At 62.4% G+C, this 15,235-nt stretch carries 16 protein-coding genes and 1 riboswitch; of the genes, 10 read left to right on the top strand and 6 right to left on the bottom strand.

The features are described 5' to 3' along the window. Positions 1-166 precede the first annotated feature (166 nt). Positions 167-655, top strand: a complete 489-nt coding sequence (locus HMI58_RS11625; protein ID WP_171586764.1) for an Lrp/AsnC ligand binding domain-containing protein — start codon at positions 167-169, stop codon at positions 653-655. Positions 656-659: 4 nt separating this feature from the next. On the opposite strand, the gene HMI58_RS11620 is transcribed toward HMI58_RS11625, so the two are convergent. Continuing rightward, positions 660-1,304 carry a class I SAM-dependent methyltransferase gene (locus HMI58_RS11620; RefSeq protein ID WP_171619942.1) on the bottom strand — a complete coding sequence of 215 codons (645 nt, stop codon included), beginning with the start codon at positions 1,302-1,304 and terminating at the stop codon, positions 660-662. Positions 1,305-1,402: 98 nt separating this feature from the next. On the opposite strand from HMI58_RS11620, the gene HMI58_RS11615 reads away from it, so the two are divergent. Together HMI58_RS11615 and HMI58_RS11610 are read left to right on the top strand one after the other, a co-directional pair. Next, positions 1,403-2,830, top strand: coding sequence for an NAD(P)/FAD-dependent oxidoreductase (locus HMI58_RS11615; RefSeq protein WP_171619940.1), 1,428 nt, complete (start codon positions 1,403-1,405; stop codon positions 2,828-2,830). Between the two features lie 63 nt (positions 2,831-2,893). Next, positions 2,894-3,595, top strand: a complete 702-nt coding sequence (locus HMI58_RS11610; protein ID WP_171619938.1) for a class I SAM-dependent methyltransferase — start codon at positions 2,894-2,896, stop codon at positions 3,593-3,595. A gap of 129 nt (positions 3,596-3,724) precedes the next feature. Here the strand turns inward: HMI58_RS11610 and HMI58_RS11605 are convergent, their stop codons facing one another. The 3 genes from HMI58_RS11605 to HMI58_RS11595 form a co-directional block, all read right to left on the bottom strand. Further along, on the bottom strand, positions 3,725-4,756 hold the full coding sequence (locus HMI58_RS11605; protein WP_171619936.1) for an isopenicillin N synthase family oxygenase: 1,032 nt from the start codon (positions 4,754-4,756) through the stop codon (positions 3,725-3,727). A gap of 361 nt (positions 4,757-5,117) precedes the next feature. Next, on the bottom strand, positions 5,118-5,693 hold the full coding sequence (locus HMI58_RS11600) for a hypothetical protein (protein ID WP_171619934.1): 576 nt from the start codon (positions 5,691-5,693) through the stop codon (positions 5,118-5,120). A 139-nt stretch (positions 5,694-5,832) separates the two neighbouring features. Then, positions 5,833-6,264, bottom strand: coding sequence for a universal stress protein (locus tag HMI58_RS11595; RefSeq protein ID WP_171586849.1), 432 nt, complete (start codon positions 6,262-6,264; stop codon positions 5,833-5,835). Between the two features lie 203 nt (positions 6,265-6,467). On the opposite strand from HMI58_RS11595, the gene HMI58_RS11590 reads away from it, so the two are divergent. From HMI58_RS11590 to HMI58_RS11565, 6 genes are all read left to right on the top strand, one after another. Continuing rightward, positions 6,468-7,361 carry a hypothetical protein gene (locus HMI58_RS11590; RefSeq protein ID WP_171619932.1) on the top strand — a complete coding sequence of 298 codons (894 nt, stop codon included), beginning with the start codon at positions 6,468-6,470 and terminating at the stop codon, positions 7,359-7,361. Between the two features lie 176 nt (positions 7,362-7,537). Further along, positions 7,538-7,924: a hypothetical protein gene (locus HMI58_RS11585; RefSeq protein ID WP_171586771.1), complete on the top strand. Its 387-nt coding sequence runs from the start codon at positions 7,538-7,540 to the stop codon at positions 7,922-7,924. A gap of 136 nt (positions 7,925-8,060) precedes the next feature. Next, positions 8,061-8,300 (top strand): hypothetical protein, encoded by a 240-nt coding sequence (locus HMI58_RS11580; protein ID WP_171619930.1) that lies wholly within the window; start codon positions 8,061-8,063, stop codon positions 8,298-8,300. Further along, on the top strand, positions 8,284-9,897 hold the full coding sequence (locus HMI58_RS11575) for a gamma-glutamyltransferase (RefSeq protein WP_205208122.1): 1,614 nt from the start codon (positions 8,284-8,286) through the stop codon (positions 9,895-9,897). The genes HMI58_RS11580 and HMI58_RS11575 overlap by 17 nt, the downstream gene beginning before the upstream one ends. A 31-nt stretch (positions 9,898-9,928) precedes the next feature. Beyond that, positions 9,929-10,714, top strand: a complete 786-nt coding sequence (locus HMI58_RS11570; RefSeq protein ID WP_171619928.1) for an alpha/beta fold hydrolase — start codon at positions 9,929-9,931, stop codon at positions 10,712-10,714. A gap of 259 nt (positions 10,715-10,973) precedes the next feature. Then, a complete protein-coding gene (locus HMI58_RS11565) occupies positions 10,974-12,203 on the top strand; it encodes a S8 family serine peptidase (protein ID WP_171619926.1) in 1,230 nt (409 codons plus the stop codon). 125 nt (positions 12,204-12,328) lie between these two features. Here HMI58_RS11565 and HMI58_RS11560 read toward each other — a convergent pair whose 3' ends face one another. Beyond that, entirely contained in the window at positions 12,329-12,700 is a 372-nt protein-coding gene (locus HMI58_RS11560; protein WP_171586774.1) for a DUF5997 family protein, read from the bottom strand. A 104-nt stretch (positions 12,701-12,804) separates the two neighbouring features. On the opposite strand from HMI58_RS11560, the gene HMI58_RS11555 reads away from it, so the two are divergent. Beyond that, a complete protein-coding gene (locus HMI58_RS11555) occupies positions 12,805-13,935 on the top strand; it encodes a hypothetical protein (protein WP_318779203.1) in 1,131 nt (376 codons plus the stop codon). A 98-nt stretch (positions 13,936-14,033) separates the two neighbouring features. On the opposite strand, the gene HMI58_RS11550 is transcribed toward HMI58_RS11555, so the two are convergent. Continuing rightward, positions 14,034-14,912: a LysM peptidoglycan-binding domain-containing protein gene (locus HMI58_RS11550; protein ID WP_171619924.1), complete on the bottom strand. Its 879-nt coding sequence runs from the start codon at positions 14,910-14,912 to the stop codon at positions 14,034-14,036. Between the two features lie 2 nt (positions 14,913-14,914). Further along, positions 14,915-15,161: riboswitch (cyclic di-AMP (ydaO/yuaA leader) on the bottom strand. Positions 15,162-15,235 lie beyond the last annotated feature (74 nt).

Raw genomic sequence — 15,235 nt, 5'->3', positions numbered from 1 at the left:
TGAAGCCGAGGTAGAGGATCACCCTTCCTGGCCGTTCTGTCTCCTATTGAGCGCTATGGCAATCCCTTTGTGCAACAGTCGAAGCATGCAGTAATCAATCTGACTACACTTCAATCGTGGTGGCCTGTAAATATGGTCATCCTGACCGCGAAAATGAGGAGCACCCATGGCCGTCAATAAAGGTCACCGTCCCATCCGGGACGCAATTGATCGGGCTGTCCTCGAAGCATTGGATGCCGACTCCCGCATGACAGTGCTCGCCATCGCACACCGCACTGGCCTGGCGCGTGGCACTGTCCAGGCCCGGCTGGAGCGGTACGAGCGCGAAGGGGCACTCAGGGATCACAGCGTACGCATAGCACCCGAGGCGCTTGGCCTGAGAATTTCAGCCCATGTGGCGGCGGAGCTCGACCAGCACAGGATCGATGTTGCAGTAGAGGGCCTGCGGGCCATCCCGGAAATCATCGAATGCCTCGCTCCCGCCGGTGAAACGGACCTTCTCTGCCGGGTGGTCGCCCGCGACCCGGACGACCTGTATCGGGTCTCTGAAGAAATCCGCCTCTGTCCAGGAATCCTGCGCACCCGAACGAGTATGTTCCTGCGCCAACCTATCCCCTACCGCATGAGTCCGCTGCTCGCGACGCTTGGCAGCTAAATAGTTAGCTTTGTCGTCTTCCTACCCGGATCTGCAGGTGTCCACCCCGGGCGGAGGACACAACGACGTCGGCACAGTCACGCTCCAGACCTGTCCTGGGGTGGGCGTCAATATCTGCGCCGCCAAGCCAGCAGGCGGCCTGGGCAAGTGGCGTCAGGACTGCTGCGAATCCAGTTGGCTTCTGCATGTCGACGATGCACAAGGAGGCTTCTGGTGTCGTGAGCCGGACCATCGCGGCCCAGGCGGTCTCCCAGTGCACCATCAGGGACAGGGAATAGGTGGCAAGTGCGGCATCGGAGCGTGCCCGGCCTCCCCTCGCTGCGATGCGGGATCCGATGTCGGCGGGAGACAGGGTGGTTGCATCGGCTTGGATAAGGATCACGTTGGTCCAACCGTTGCGCGTCGCCCGCCGTCTGGCCTGCTCAAGCATTTCTGGGCTGCTGTCGATGCCGACAATGGTGCCACCTGGCGAAACCCGACGCTGGAGGAGACTGAAGTTCAACCCGGTGCCGCATCCGACGTCGAGCACCTGTCCTCCAGCCTGCAGCGGCAGTCGCCTGATGCCAAGTTCCCGGCCCGCACGGTACACGGGATACTCGCCGGAGAGCGCGTCGTAGAACCGTGCGAAGGTCCTGTACCTTCTGGACATCGCGATGCTCCTGGAGTTGTGGTGCGATTCCCTGCGGGCGGGAACCTGATCCAGCTTAGGCTGGGGAGAACCGGAACAACGTTAATGAGGGCAAAGTAATGGCACGTGATACCGAGGTAGTGGATCTCTTGGTCATCGGTGGCGGGACCGCTGGGATCGTCGGGTCGATGACGGCCGCGAGCCTCGGTGCCCGCACCGTACTGGTGGAAAGATCCCGGACCGGTGGGGACTGCCTCTGGACCGGTTGCGTCCCGTCGAAAACGATCCTGTCCGCGGCCGCCGCCGCTGCCGGGGAAAGTGCTCTCACCGGTAATCGCACCGATTTCGCCCTGGTCCGCACACGCGTCGCCGGGGCAATCGCCGCAATCGAACCGGAGGATTCACCGGAATCCCTCACCGCGGCGGGCGTCACTGTTATCTCCGGCAGCGCACGCTTCACCGGTCCTGGTGAAGCCGACGTCGACGGCAGGACCATCCGCTTTCGGCAGGCGCTCATCGCCACCGGCGCAGCGCCAGCTCTGCCCTCCATACCCGGTCTCGACCAGTCGCCACGGGTTGTCACCTCGGAAACCATCTGGGACCTGGAAATCCTTCCAGGACGCCTGGTGATTATTGGTGGCGGCCCGGTTGCGTGTGAGTTGGGCCAGGCGTTCGCCCGGTTGGGCTCACGGGTGGTGATCCTTGCCCGCACCGCCATCCTGCCCAAGGAGAACCGGGACGCAGCTGCCCTCGTGTGTGACGCTCTCCGGTCCGACGGCGTCCAGGTGATCGAGAACACCGATGTCAAGCAGGTCACGAACGACGACGGAACCGTCCTCCATACCGGAGACGGGCAACGGTTCGATGCGGACGTCATCCTCGCGGCCACCGGCCGGGAAGCCAGGACACGGGGCCTGGGCCTAGATCTGGTGGGCGTATCCTGTAACCCGTCCGGCCGGGTGCTCGTTGACACGTCGATGCGCTCGTCCGTCCCAAACATCTGGGCGGCCGGGGACGTCACCGCCTACCCCGAGTTCACCCATCTCGCCGGAGTGCACGCGAGCACTGCAGCGTCCAACGCGGTCCTGGGTCTTCGCAGGAAAATCAGCCCGGTCATGCCGCGGGTCACCTTCACCTCCCCGGAGGTCGCCGCCGTCGGCCTCACCGACGCCACGGCAAGGAACCACACCGCAGTGACCATCCCGCACGCGCACACCGATCGAGCGATCACCGAGGAGCAAACTTCCGGGTTCACGAGGATCATCATCGGCAAGGGCGGCCGCATCCTCGGCGGAACGATCGTCGGACCGCGAGCTGGTGAATCGCTGGCTGAGCTCACTCTTGCCGTAGATCAGGGGCTCAGCACCCGCGCCCTCGCGGGGGTGACACATCCTTATCCGACCTATAACGATGCCCTGTGGAATGCTGCGATCGCCCATACCCGGTCACAGCTGCAATCTCCGGCTGCGCGGACCGTAGTCGGAGCCCTCAGGGGTGTGAATCGATGGCGGACCGACAGGCTGCAGCGCCGAGGTGCCATGGGTTAGCCGAAGAAGGCTGTTACCCTCGGGGTGGTTAGTCCTCAATCTGCGATCCGGAGGAGTTCCCCCATGCTGCAGGACACTGATTACGATGCGTTCGCCGACTCCTACTCGGCCGAAAATGAGTCGAGTTTGCTCAACGAATACTACGAACGCCCGGCAATGATTGGGCTAGCCGGAGACGTTCGGGATCGTCGTATTCTCGACGCCGGCTGCGGCGCTGGCCCGCTCACGACGGCGCTCCTTGATCGTGGCGCGAACGTGACAGGGTTTGACTCCAGCAAGGCGATGCTTGAGTTGGCGAAGAAAAGAAATGGCGACAGGGCGGAACTGGTTGCCGCCGACCTGGGCCAACGGCTCCCCTTTGCCGACGACGCCTTCGATGATGTTGTTGCGTCATTGGTCTTCCACTACCTGGAGGACTGGGCTGGTCCGCTCTCCGAGATCCGGCGCGTCCTACGTCCGGAGGGCAGACTCCTTGTGTCGGTGAATCATCCGATCCTGTTCCCCTGGAACAACCCCGGCAAGGACTATTTCCAGGTGACGAAGTACTCGGATGAGCTCACCTTCAATGGCGAACCCGCCACCCTGACCTACTGGCATCGGCCGCTTCACGCGATAACTGACGCGTTCACCAGGGCCGGGTTCCAGATCGAGGTGATCAGCGAGCCTCCCTACTCGTCCGATACCCCGGCGGACCTCATTCCACCGGGTTTGAAGGAGCGCGATTCATTTCTGAGCTTCATTTTTTTCGTGTTGCGCGCGCCCTGATCTGATCCCCAGTGACACCTGACGGAAAGTACGACGGTGTCACCAGAAGTACTCTCCGGGTGCCCGCCCAGTCGCGAGATAGCCCGGGGATGTCTCCCCGGGCTATCTCCTCACCGTATCCGCCGTTTGTCAGGAGGTCGGCGTGCTGTTCTGTGCCACGAGATCGGCGTGGTGCACAGCGGCGACATTGGGGTGGGCGCGGAGCCGGTACCGGAGCGCGTTATCCCCGTAAGTTTCCAGGATCGGGCTGTCGGTCGGATCAACAGAGAGTCCAGTGGCTTTGGCGTGATACTGCGGGCTCATGGTCAGCGCGGGCATCGTGGCGTCCAGCGCCGGGTTGTAGAAGAAGGGCAGGGAGATCCGCTCCGCGCCGTCCGCCTGTGAGATCACCCGGTGCAACGTCGCCTTCAGGAAACCGTTAGTAGCGAGCTCCAGCATTTCGCCGATGTTGACCACGAAGGTACCAGGAACCTCGGGCACGTCGATCCACTTTCCCTGGTGTTCAACCTGGAGTCCGCCCTTTCCAGGTTCGACGAGGAGCAGTGTCAGCACGCCGCCGTCGCGGTGTGACCCAACGCCCTGTTTGGGCTTATCGCCGGACTCCCCCGGATAGCGCACAATTTTGAGCATCGGAAACGCCCGGTCGCCAAACGCTTCGTCGAAGCTATTTTCCGGTGCACCGAGGGACACCGCTATTGCCCTCAGCAGATCGAGGGAAATGGTGCTCAGGCGCTGTGTCCAGTCGGAGACAATCTCCTGCATCTCAGGAAGATCTGTGGGCCACAGATTGGGACCTTCCAGGCGCCAATAGTCGGCCACGCCTGGGCCAGGCTCGACGGCGTCGCGATCGACACCGATGTCGATCTGTTCACGCCAGTCCACGGCCCGGTCGGTGAGTTCGGCACCCATCCTGGTATAGCCACGGAACTGTGGGCTATTGACATTTTCCAGCGCAAGTTTCTGTTCCTCGGACAGATCGAAGAAGCGACGGGAGATCGCGAGCATCTGATCGGTGAGGTCCTGGGGGATGCCATGCCCGCCCAGGTAGAGGAAGCCGACGTCGTGCATCGCGTCGCGTAGATCGGCTCTGAATTGTGCGGCCTCTTCCTGGCCAGCGCTCAGCAGTGAGTAGTCCAGGACGGGCAATGATTCGAGTGACAAGTTCGTAGAGTCCTTTGAAGCGAAGTGTGGAAAATAAGATCCGTATGCGCTTAAACGTTACGGCTGCGGCCGCTCAGACCGTCGTTCGCGTTGCGAAGTGTGTCCTTTTGCGGTGTGGGCCGGGTCCGCTGACGAGAGCGACCGAGGTGTTTCGGGGGCCTCCGCTGATTGGGTCGGCTATCTCCACCGTCTGTCTCATGGGGTCTTTGATCACGTAACTCCAGTAGCCGACCAAGAACTTCTCAAGCCCCTACCAGGTCCGGTAGAACCGGCGGGAGGCTGCAATATCGTTACTGCGGGTATAGAGAAAGAACGCGGGGTTTGGCATTCGGCGAGCCTACCCGTCCCGCCGAGGGCAGTTCTACGAGATACCGAGATGGTCGATAATCTTCTCGATTACATCGAGACCGGTATCTGCAGAAGTACGCCAGCCCATCGATGCGGTTTCCAGCCTGTGGTTGGCCGAGTCGATCGAGATGACCCGGGCATCAGTGCTCCCCATAAGGTCTGGACGCCACGATGGATCCGCCGTTCCACCGATCACGAGATGCTGACCTGGATGCATCCCGGATAATGCGTCAGCGATAGCTGGATCGCTAAGGATCGGGGTCAACCAGGCTGCCTTCACCTGCCGCGTCGCGAAATGGGGCAGCGCGTACGTCCCTAGCGACTTCGCGATCACTAGCTCAGGCTGGGCGGGCATCAACTCTTCGGCACGCGCCAACGCAGATTTCATAAAACCAGCGATGTCCTGTCGGTCCACCGTTTCGATCTCTGAATGCCAGTCGATGCACCACACATCCCATCCGCTCTTGATCAGGGCGAGGATCGGCCAATAGAGCAACGGGGCTTGAACCGTATAGCGCGCCCCGGGGAGCACCAGGGCAGCAGGAGCACCGTCTACAACAGCCATATTTGCTCGCTGGACAATCACCATTGAGTGAGATTAGCAGGCCCGTTACGTCGCCCGGCGCCCGGGCGCAGACGAAGTACCGTCGTCGTTCACGCCGGGCGACACTTGCTCATCCCGGGCTCCACCGCGGCCCTTAAGCGCAGCACAGCAATGCCTGGAGAAACTAGGAAGCAGTTTTCACCACGAGTACGTCGCAGGGAGCGTTGTGCACAACGCTCCACGCCACGCTTCCCAGAACCCGCAATAGGCCTGTCATGCCCACGTTGCCCACCACCAGCAACTGGGCACCAGTGCGTTCGGCTTCCTCGATGAGGACATCTTGCGGTTTCCCCCGGCCCGCAGCCGAACGGACCTTCACCGAAGGGTGCTCTTCGCGCAGCTTCACCGCTACCCGTTCAGCCAGCTTCAGGGCCTGCTCGGCGTCGTCGAGTATCCAGGTGTCATTTCCGATCCGAACCACCTCGGTGTTGCCCTTGATGTGGGCGCTGAGCACCACAAGTTCTACTCCCAGCCCCTCAGCAAGGACCGCAGCCCGTGACGCAGCCATATACGCGGTGTCGCTACCATCGACCCCAACAACCACATTTCCCGCCATGCTGGTTTCCTCCTCGATCATCAAACCGCTTGTAGCGGTATCCGGAGCCTACCGAAGTCGACCGACAAAGCTCATTAGGCTACGCAGGCTTTTCGTTACGACGACTCGCAACTGGGGCTTTCGTTCCCGGGTGGGAATGCCGGCGTGGTTTGATTTAGGCACTCAGGCAGCGGTCATGCCTCAATCATTCAGGGGCAGCACGCATGGCAAAAGGAAAGTACCGCAGAACGTCGTCGACGGAATGGGCGGGCGATTCAGGCGACCACCAGCCTTTGGACGATCAAGGCCGACGAACCACCGGTCCTGTCGCAATCACCCGACGGATCGTTGCCGTCGTGGGCAATCTTGTTGGGGCAGGTGCCTTGCTCGTTGCGGCCGGCGCCGTGTTCTGGCTTCTGCCCCTCACGGCCGGAGACAACTCGATTAGCAGTGTCTTTGAGGATGACGTCGCCGGCACCTCAACCATTGCGTTTCCAACCCTGATGGCGCTGCTGTCCATGATTGGGTTTTTCTTTGGCCAGTTCGCGCTGCGTGGACGCTGGGGAGAGAGTAGGGTATTCGGTTCCTCGGGCGGCAGCTTCGCCGTCGATCTGCGGCCTATCAGCGTCTGGCTCCATGCCCTCCTGCTGGGCCTTGCCATCATTGCCTGGATTCTCGTGATGGTGATGCCCCTCGTGCTCGACCTTCGCGGCGAGATAGCCGCCTCGGACGGTTCCTCCGCACGGGAGCAGTTCTGGTTCATCGTGACGGTGTACGGCACCATCACCGGTGCACTAGCCGCCATGGTCGGTATGTCGTTGGTGAAGAAGCTGACCTATAACCGAGCTTTGAAGCGACATGGATGGAGTGTTGAGCAGGGGTCCGCCACCCAGCTGTGGTGGCGGAATGTCTCCCACATCTGGCGGACCGAACTCGGTATTGCGGCGCTGGGAGGAGCGGCCCTTGGGCTTGCACCGCTCGGCCTCCACCTGAACAGCGCACCTTATGGTCTCTCCTTCACTGCTGCGGGAATCATACTGTTGGTCCTTTCGCTTCGCTTCGCACTCAACGCGTGGCGTTCCGGTCTTCCTATTGAACGGGTCGAGTCCTACACCTGAGCTGCCAGGAACGCTCTGCGCATGCCCTAGGCTCTAGCGGCGCGGTTCAGCGGGTCCTATCCTTGGTGCCGGACGCACATTGTCGGGAGTCAGGATCCGCTGACGGCGTGCCAGTTACGCGGCAACAACCGGTGTTGGAGCGGCCAACATTCGGGCAAGGTGGAAGCGGTGAGCTGATGGAAGATCCAATCGAAATGCTGACGAAATCCCTACCGTCATGGGGCGCGAAGATGGCTTTCGGTGAGAGCATCACGGTGGGCGGCCGGGAAGTAGTCCCTGCGGCGTTGGTCATCTTTGGTTTTGGCGGCGGCGGAGGGGCTGGCAAGTGGGTCCAGCGCGAGTCGACCCCCGGAAATGAAAGTGAAGGAAGCGGTGGTGGCGGGGGTGGCTATACCCTCCCGATCGGCGCTTATGTGGATGGTCCCGACGGGCCGAAGTTTCAGGCAAACCCTGTTGCGCTGATCATCGTCAGCGTGCCATTGGTGACTGCAGCTGGGTGGGCGCTGGCACGAATCATTTCCGCCGGTTCCCGCGCTCGCACGGCGGGCGTGGACTACCGGTAACTCTGGGCGATAGGGAAGTGCCGCGGGCGCTCCACCCGTCGCACCCTGACGCCCGGCACGGCGCGAACCAAGAAGGGCCCCCGCACGTGTAATAGGTACCTGCGTCGGTTTGACCCGTTGTGAAGGAGTTTTCTTGGTGCGTCGCTCAATACCTAGGATTCCGGCCCTCATCGCTCTGGTGGCCATGGCGGTGATCGCCGTCGTCGTGGTGGTCAGCCTGACTGGCAACCGCCAGCCTGGTGCGGCCGCCCACCGTCACCCCCGCGACGACCGATGCTCAGGAATCTCCAGCGACGCCGTCGCCGATCCCCGTCACCACCTCGCCGGAACCGGAGCCAAGCCCCGATCTGGTGGAAGCGGTGGTCTCTTCGCATAGCCTGGCCACCGATGCGGGCGCAGCAATTCTCGACGCCGGCGGCACCGCCGCTGATGCTTCGGTTGCCATGGCCGCCGTCCTGAGCGTGGTGGAGCCCTTCTACTCAAGCGCGCTCGGCGGGGACACCTGGGGACTCTATTACGACGCCGACGCTGAAGCGGTAACCAGTGTGAACGGTGTGGGCCCAGCTGGCAGTGGAGCTACCCTCGCTGACTACGGTCCCCGGGCTGGCACCCCTGGCATGCACCAGGCAATCGTCCCCGGAGCGTGGGACGGCTGGATGGTTTGGCTCGGCGAGTACGGCACCATGGACCTCGACGAAGTGCTCGCCCCCGCCATCAGTCTCGCCCGTAATGGCTACCCCGTCAGCACCGAGATGTCCTATTGGCTCGGCGTCCACGAAAATGAAATCCGGGCCAGCCCGGTGATGAGCAACATCTATCTCCGCGAGGGCTCGCTGTCGGCGCCGGGTCAGACCATCTACCAGAACGATTTGGCGGACACCTTCGAAGCCCTGGCATCCGCGTACGACGAAGCGCTGCCGTCCGGAAGATCAGCGGCAGTCACCGCCGCACGTGACTACTTCTACCGCGGTCCCATTGCCGATTCAATCGTCGCGTTCTCCGAGCAATCCGACGGCTATCTCACCGCTGAGGACCTCAGCTCTTTCGAAGCGGAAATCGTCGATCCAATCGAGCTTGAATACACCGACGACATCACCATCTACCAGAATCCTCCCAATAGCCAAGGCATCGCGATGCTCGAGGCCCTCAGCATCTTGAGGGAGGACAACTTCAGCAGTCTCTCCCCCGATGATCCCGCCGTCGTTCACACCCAGATCGAGGCCATCAAGCTCGCCTACGCCGACCGGTACGCCCTCGTCGGAGACCCGGATCGCGCCCCGGTGCCCGTCGCCGAACTGCTGTCCGAGGACTACGCCGCCGCACAACGATCCCGGATCGATCCCGACACGGCGGCAGAGTGGCCCATCGACAGCGGGATCGAGCGGAGCGCCTCCGACACGACTACCTTCCATGTCGCCGACAGTTTCGGCAACGCAGCTGCGGTGACCACCAGCATTGGAGGCCATTTCCTGGTGGTCGGCGATACCGGAATCCACATCAACGAGCGGATGCGTTTCATGTCCCTGGAGGAGGGCAACGTGAATGTGGTTGCCCCCGGGGCCACGGTGCGCCACACCTCCAACCCCTACCTGGCGCTTCGGGACTGCAAGCCGTACCTTCTCGGCGGGAACACCGGGATAGACACTCAGCCGCAGGGCCAGTTGCAGCAGTTCATGAGTGTGGTGGACTTCGGGCTCTCCCCCACGCAAGCGATCGCCAGGCCACGCTTCGTGAGCACCGCGTTCCCCGCCTCAACCTTCCCTTACGCAGCAAACAACGTGCTCGACGTCGAATCCTCCATCCCCCAAACGACGATCGACGGGCTCCGGGCACGCGGGCACGACGTCGTCGTCGGGCAGGGAATCTTCGGTACAGCGAGCATGCTGGAGATCTCTCCCGACGGATTGTCCGCCGAGGCAGCCTCGGAGCCACGCAACGACACCGCCAGTAGCAGTGTCACCGTTCCGGACTAGCCTGGCTGCCCGGGTGGGGCAGACTTGAACCATGCATGACAGAGCACTACAGCAGCTGGCGGCTGCACCGGACGGTACCCATCTCTCATGGCGGGAAGCTGGCTCCGGGGAACCGCTGCTCCTCATTAGTGGGCAGGCTGTCGATTCCAGCTCGTGGGATGCGCTGCTTCCATCGCTTGGTAGGCACTTCCGGGTCATAACGTTTGACCATCGCGGGACGGGGCAGAGCTCGATCGGGCCCGACGAGGCCTACTCGACCGCCGGGTTCGCCCGCGATGCGGTCGCGGTGCTCGACGCCGCTGGCGTCGAGCGGGCCCACGTGTATGGCCATTCCATGGGTGGCCGGGTTGCACAGTGGATGGCGATCGATCACCCCGATCGCTTGGGATCGTTGATCCTCGGGGCTACGACCGCCGGCGACAGGCGTGGCGTGCCCCGGTCCCAGCAGGCCACCGCGGATCTGGCCAGCGGTGACCCCGACCTGATCGCGAAGCTGTTCTTTCGCAGCGGCACCCGCAGAGAAGACGCCGAAGCGTTCTTCAACCAATCGGCATCACGCCATGCACGGCGTCTCCATCTTGCGGCCAGCCGCAACCATGACGCCTGGGATAGCCTGCACCTGATTGCTGCACCTACCCTGGTGATTCACGGCACTGACGATGAAATGACTCCTCCTGGCAATGCCGAGCGTATTGCCGCGGCCATCCCCAATGCCGAACTGATCCTCCTCCAGGCAGCCCGGCACGGATACTATCTCGAGGAATCCGAAGCAACCGCGCACGTCATCGGGTTCCTACAGCGCAACCCGCTCCAGTAACAGCCGGGATTAACTCCAGCCGATACTGTCCGGCCCTATCGCCTTTCAGCCATTCGCCAGCGGGTAACGCCTAAGTAACGCCTCCCGGTGTACACCTGACTCCATGGCGCGGATCAACTCAACTCTGGAATGAGTGGCCAGGCTGGAAGCTGATCGCGTCAACCGTGGATCGGAATTTCCCGATCTTCCGGGCGCAGCACTGCGGCCCGCTTTTCGAAACTAACACCACTTCAGAGATATATAGGCGAAGGAGCCTACGATGTCCGAAATGCTTAACCCTGGGATCGTCATTCTTCGTGCGCCCGCGCGGGCAACGCGTGACCCCTTCGACGGACCAGGCGCCCGCGGGCTTGAAACCGCTGCCCAGGACCTGGCGGAACGTGCCACAGGATTGACTGTAGAGAAGGACGATAACCCCTCGCATGCAACCCTCAGAGCCTTGCGGAATGACTCGACGGTCCTGAGCGTCGCCCCCGCGATGCCCATGAAACTTGTTGAACCCCTCGAAGCGGAACCAGCTGCCGCTTCGACTGTGACCTGGGGAGTCAAAGCCGTTGGAGCAGATACCTCGCCGTTCACTGGCACCGGCGTCACCGTCTCGGTCCTCGATACGGGTATCGACGCCGATCACCCAGCCTTTGCGGGGGTCGACCTAATTACCAAGGACTTCACGGGTGCCGGTAGCGCCGAGGATGACAACGGCCATGGAACGCATTGCGCAGGAACCATCTTTGGCCGGGACATTGCCGGCCAGCGGATAGGTGTTGCTCCAGGTGTTCAGAAAGCGTTGATTGGGAAGGTGCTCGGTGGCCCGAACGGTGGCAGCAGCGACATCCTTGCCTCAGCGATGTTGTGGGCTGCCGACAACGGTGCCCACGTCATATCCATGTCGCTTGGGATAGATTTCCCGGGCTGGGTGGACGAGCTTGTCACGGTCCATGGCCTGTCTATCCCGGCAGCCACTTCGATCGCCCTCGAAGGTTATCGCGCGAATGTCCGGCTATTCGAGCAGCTGGCTAACCTCCTGAATGCCCGTGCCTCCGTCGCGCAGACCACCCTCGTCGTTGCCGCCGCTGGCAATGAAAGCAAACGGTCCAGTACGCCCGCCTACGAGGTCAACGTGGCGCCGCCGGCCGCCGCGTTTGGAATCACTTCGGTCGCAGCATTGGCCAATGGAAACGGCACTGGCCGCCTCACCGTAGCACCGTTCTCCAACACGTTGGCAACGGTTGCTGGCCCCGGAGTCGGCGTCTTCAGCGCCTGGCTCAACGGGGGCACCAAGACCATCAGCGGAACGAGCATGGCAACCCCGCACGTGGCTGGCGTAACCGCTTTGTGGGCTGAACGCCTTCTGGCACAAGGACCGCTGAGCCCGGTACTTCTTCAATCCAAAGTCATCGGTTCCGGGACGTTCAAACCTCTCGATCCCGCCACGGATCCACTGGATATTGGTGCCGGGTTGGTCCAGGCCCCCGGTATTGCTGCCTAATAGCGGAGACTCTGCCATACCGGTCAGTCACGGGTCATCGACGCAGATGGGGTGGACTGGCCGGCACCGGCTTCACGGTTCAAGATTCTCCAAGGAGGCGGTACACCGAGACGTGACTGCTGGAGTCAGGTAGCGGGCACTTCTACATCGACGATGCCGACGAACCTGCTCCCAATACCCTCGTACTCGCTCCGAACAAGTCTCGGCAGTACTAGCGGGATTTCATCGTGGGCGTGGTGGGAGCAAGCGACATATGTGAACGGCGGCCACCACTTCTTGGGGCGAGCGGCTTCCGAGAAGCCGCAGACAACGCAGGTCAGCTGGACCCAGACTGGCCGCTTGCCCGTGCGGTTTTCTCTGGACTGGACGAGCCACGCGGGCGGATTGTTCACGAGCTCGGACAGCTCGGCGTCGGTCAGCCTGCTTGGGATACCGTGGCGGTGTGCCATCTCCAGGGGGATATCAAGGGTCTGAGCTGCAACACGTCGGGTAACCACCAGTTAAAGATACGGGATGCGGAACCCTCCCGGCTCATCGATGACGACTCGCTGACGCTTCCTTCACCCTTTATTGCGTCATTGCTTTCAACTACTATGCGACGGTGGACGCTTCGCTGAAGTATTGCCCCTACCAACCCAAGAAGCCTCCGATGGCGGGGACAGACCCGGTCGTGGAGTGGTTGCTGGAAGGTGATCCCGCCATCCGGTGGCAGGTACTGAGCGATCTCCTCGACGCCCCGCAGGATGAGGTCGTAGCCGAGCGAGCACGGGTAGAGCACGAAGGGTGGGGCGCTGGGCTCCTCGCTCTACGAGCACCTGATGGACAGTGGGCTAACGGGGCATGCTTCCCGAACACCGCGGCGTTCACCAAGAACACCGCTCAAGCCCTTGCGAACGGGGAGCCACCCCCACCATTCCCATCACCCGACGCCGAACCGACCGATATACCTGGTGAACAGGCGGGGCAACCATGGACCCCTACCTACCCGGTGCTGCTCGACCTCTGTCACTTGGGTGTACCGCCGAACAGCGCAGTCATGCGCGAGACCGCACAGCTGGTCGCGCATAACTGCCGGTGGGAGTACGACGGGTTGCCATTTTTCGCAGGGGAAGTCGACTGCTGCATCAATGCTGGCACTATTCTGATCGGCACTTACCTAGACATCGACGTCGACCAGGTGGTGCAGCGACTCATGGCCGACCAACTGCCTGACGGTGGTTGGAACTGCTGGGCTGAATCGCCCTCGGCGCCCGGCTCTTTCGCGAGCACACTTGACGTCGTCGACGCCTTACTGAGGTGGGAGCGACTCACCGGCGGATCGGACGAGGTCCGGCGAGCTCGCCAGAAGGGCGAGGAATACTTGCTTCAGCGGGGTCTGTTTCGGTCCCTGCGCACTAGGGAGGTGGTGAACCTGCGATGGCTTCAGTTCTCCTACCCTCCCCGCTGGCACTATGACCTGCTGAAGGCGACGAGCTACTTCGCTCTGCGTGGTGGTCCGGCCGATCCGCGGCTGGCCGAGGCGATCGACCTGGTTCGAGCCAAGCGTCAGCCAGATGGACGGTGGCCGCTGGAGAACACTCATCCCGGTGCGGTCCACTTCCGTTTCGAAGAACCCGATGGAACACCGAGCAGGTGGAACACCCTGAGGGCACTTCGGCTTCTGCGCTGGTACGACGCAGCAAGCATTTCCGCCGAAGCAGGCACGACCCCTGAGAACAGCAGCGGCATCTGATGCAGCAGTTGACAACAAGACAAAGTGGCAGGTGCCCTCCGTCCAGGACACCTGCCACTTATGTTCAGTTCGCGGAACTAGTCCGAGAGCTTGAGATGTTAGCCGTTGACTCGCACGAAGTATGATCCGGCGAGATCCGACAGTGGGTGCTCCATGGTGAGGTTGGCACCGTTCATGCCGCTGCTGATGACCTTGCCACCGCCAACGTAGATCGCGACGTGTCCGGCGTTGATCACGAGGTCACCCGGTGCTGGTGACGATACGACCGAGCCGTACTGAGCGAACTGCGAGGGGCCGAGGTCTCCGACGTTCAGGCCGATGGAGCGCAGAGCGCGTTCGACGAGCACGGTGCAGTCCTGGATGGACCCGATCTGGCTGTAGGCCGAAGCGACCAGCGCTGCGCCGACTCCGCTGGCCGGAACCGACGGTGCCGCCTTAGCTGCAGATGCAATGGGGGTGATCGAGCCGGAAGCCAAGGTCATGATTGCCGGTGCGGCGGGTGCTGCTTCCTGTGCGGCAGGTGCAGCTGCCGGAGCGGCTGGTGCCGCGTAGAAGGCCTGGCTTGCAGTAGCTGCTGGAACGGCGGCTGCGCTGACTGCTGCGCCACCGGTGAGCTGGATCTGCTGTCCGGGGTAGATGACTGAGGCGTAGGACAGGCCGTTCTGCGCGAGGAGGGTATCGAGGTTGATACCGTGCTGTGCAGCGATTGCGCCGAGGGTGTCCCCGGCGGCAACGGTGTAGACACCGGAAGCGGCGGGCGCTGACACTGCGGGGGCGGTTGTTGCTGCGTCCTGGGTATAGCTGCTTGCGTGGGCAGTTGCTCCGACGGAGACGACAAGGCTACCGGTCGCGACGGCGATGATGGCTGGCTTGCCCAGTGCTACTGCATTGTTCTTGGCGGACTGGGTCAGGCCTTCAAGAGCGATGGAATGGGTGGTGGCTGCGCGGTGGCGTGCCGAAATGGTCTTACGTGACATGGTAATTGCCTCTCCCATGCCTGCGGGGTGAGCTGTCGGGTTCGGATGGGAGTCACCCGGCCGTCCGCCATCCTGAGCTTCCCGGCAATCGCGAACGATGCTGCAGGTCTTGCACTGGATAGTCAGATCGACTTAACCCCGAGGGTCACCGCGTGCGGTGGCCCGGTGGAAACGTGGTTCCCCCGTCCCTGCCATCTGGATTGTGCGAACGGGTCCCGGTGCAGCGGCAGGGCTCGGCATTCTGCGCGGGATTATGATCTCGGCGGGGTGCCGGGATCACTCGAATGAGAGTACCCCACACTGGTTGGGAAGTCACGTTACGG

The organism is Arthrobacter sp. 147(2020) (assembly GCF_013116715.1).
In the GTDB taxonomy this organism is placed as follows: domain Bacteria; phylum Actinomycetota; class Actinomycetes; order Actinomycetales; family Micrococcaceae; genus Arthrobacter_D.
This window is presented reverse-complemented; position numbering and strand designations above follow the sequence as displayed.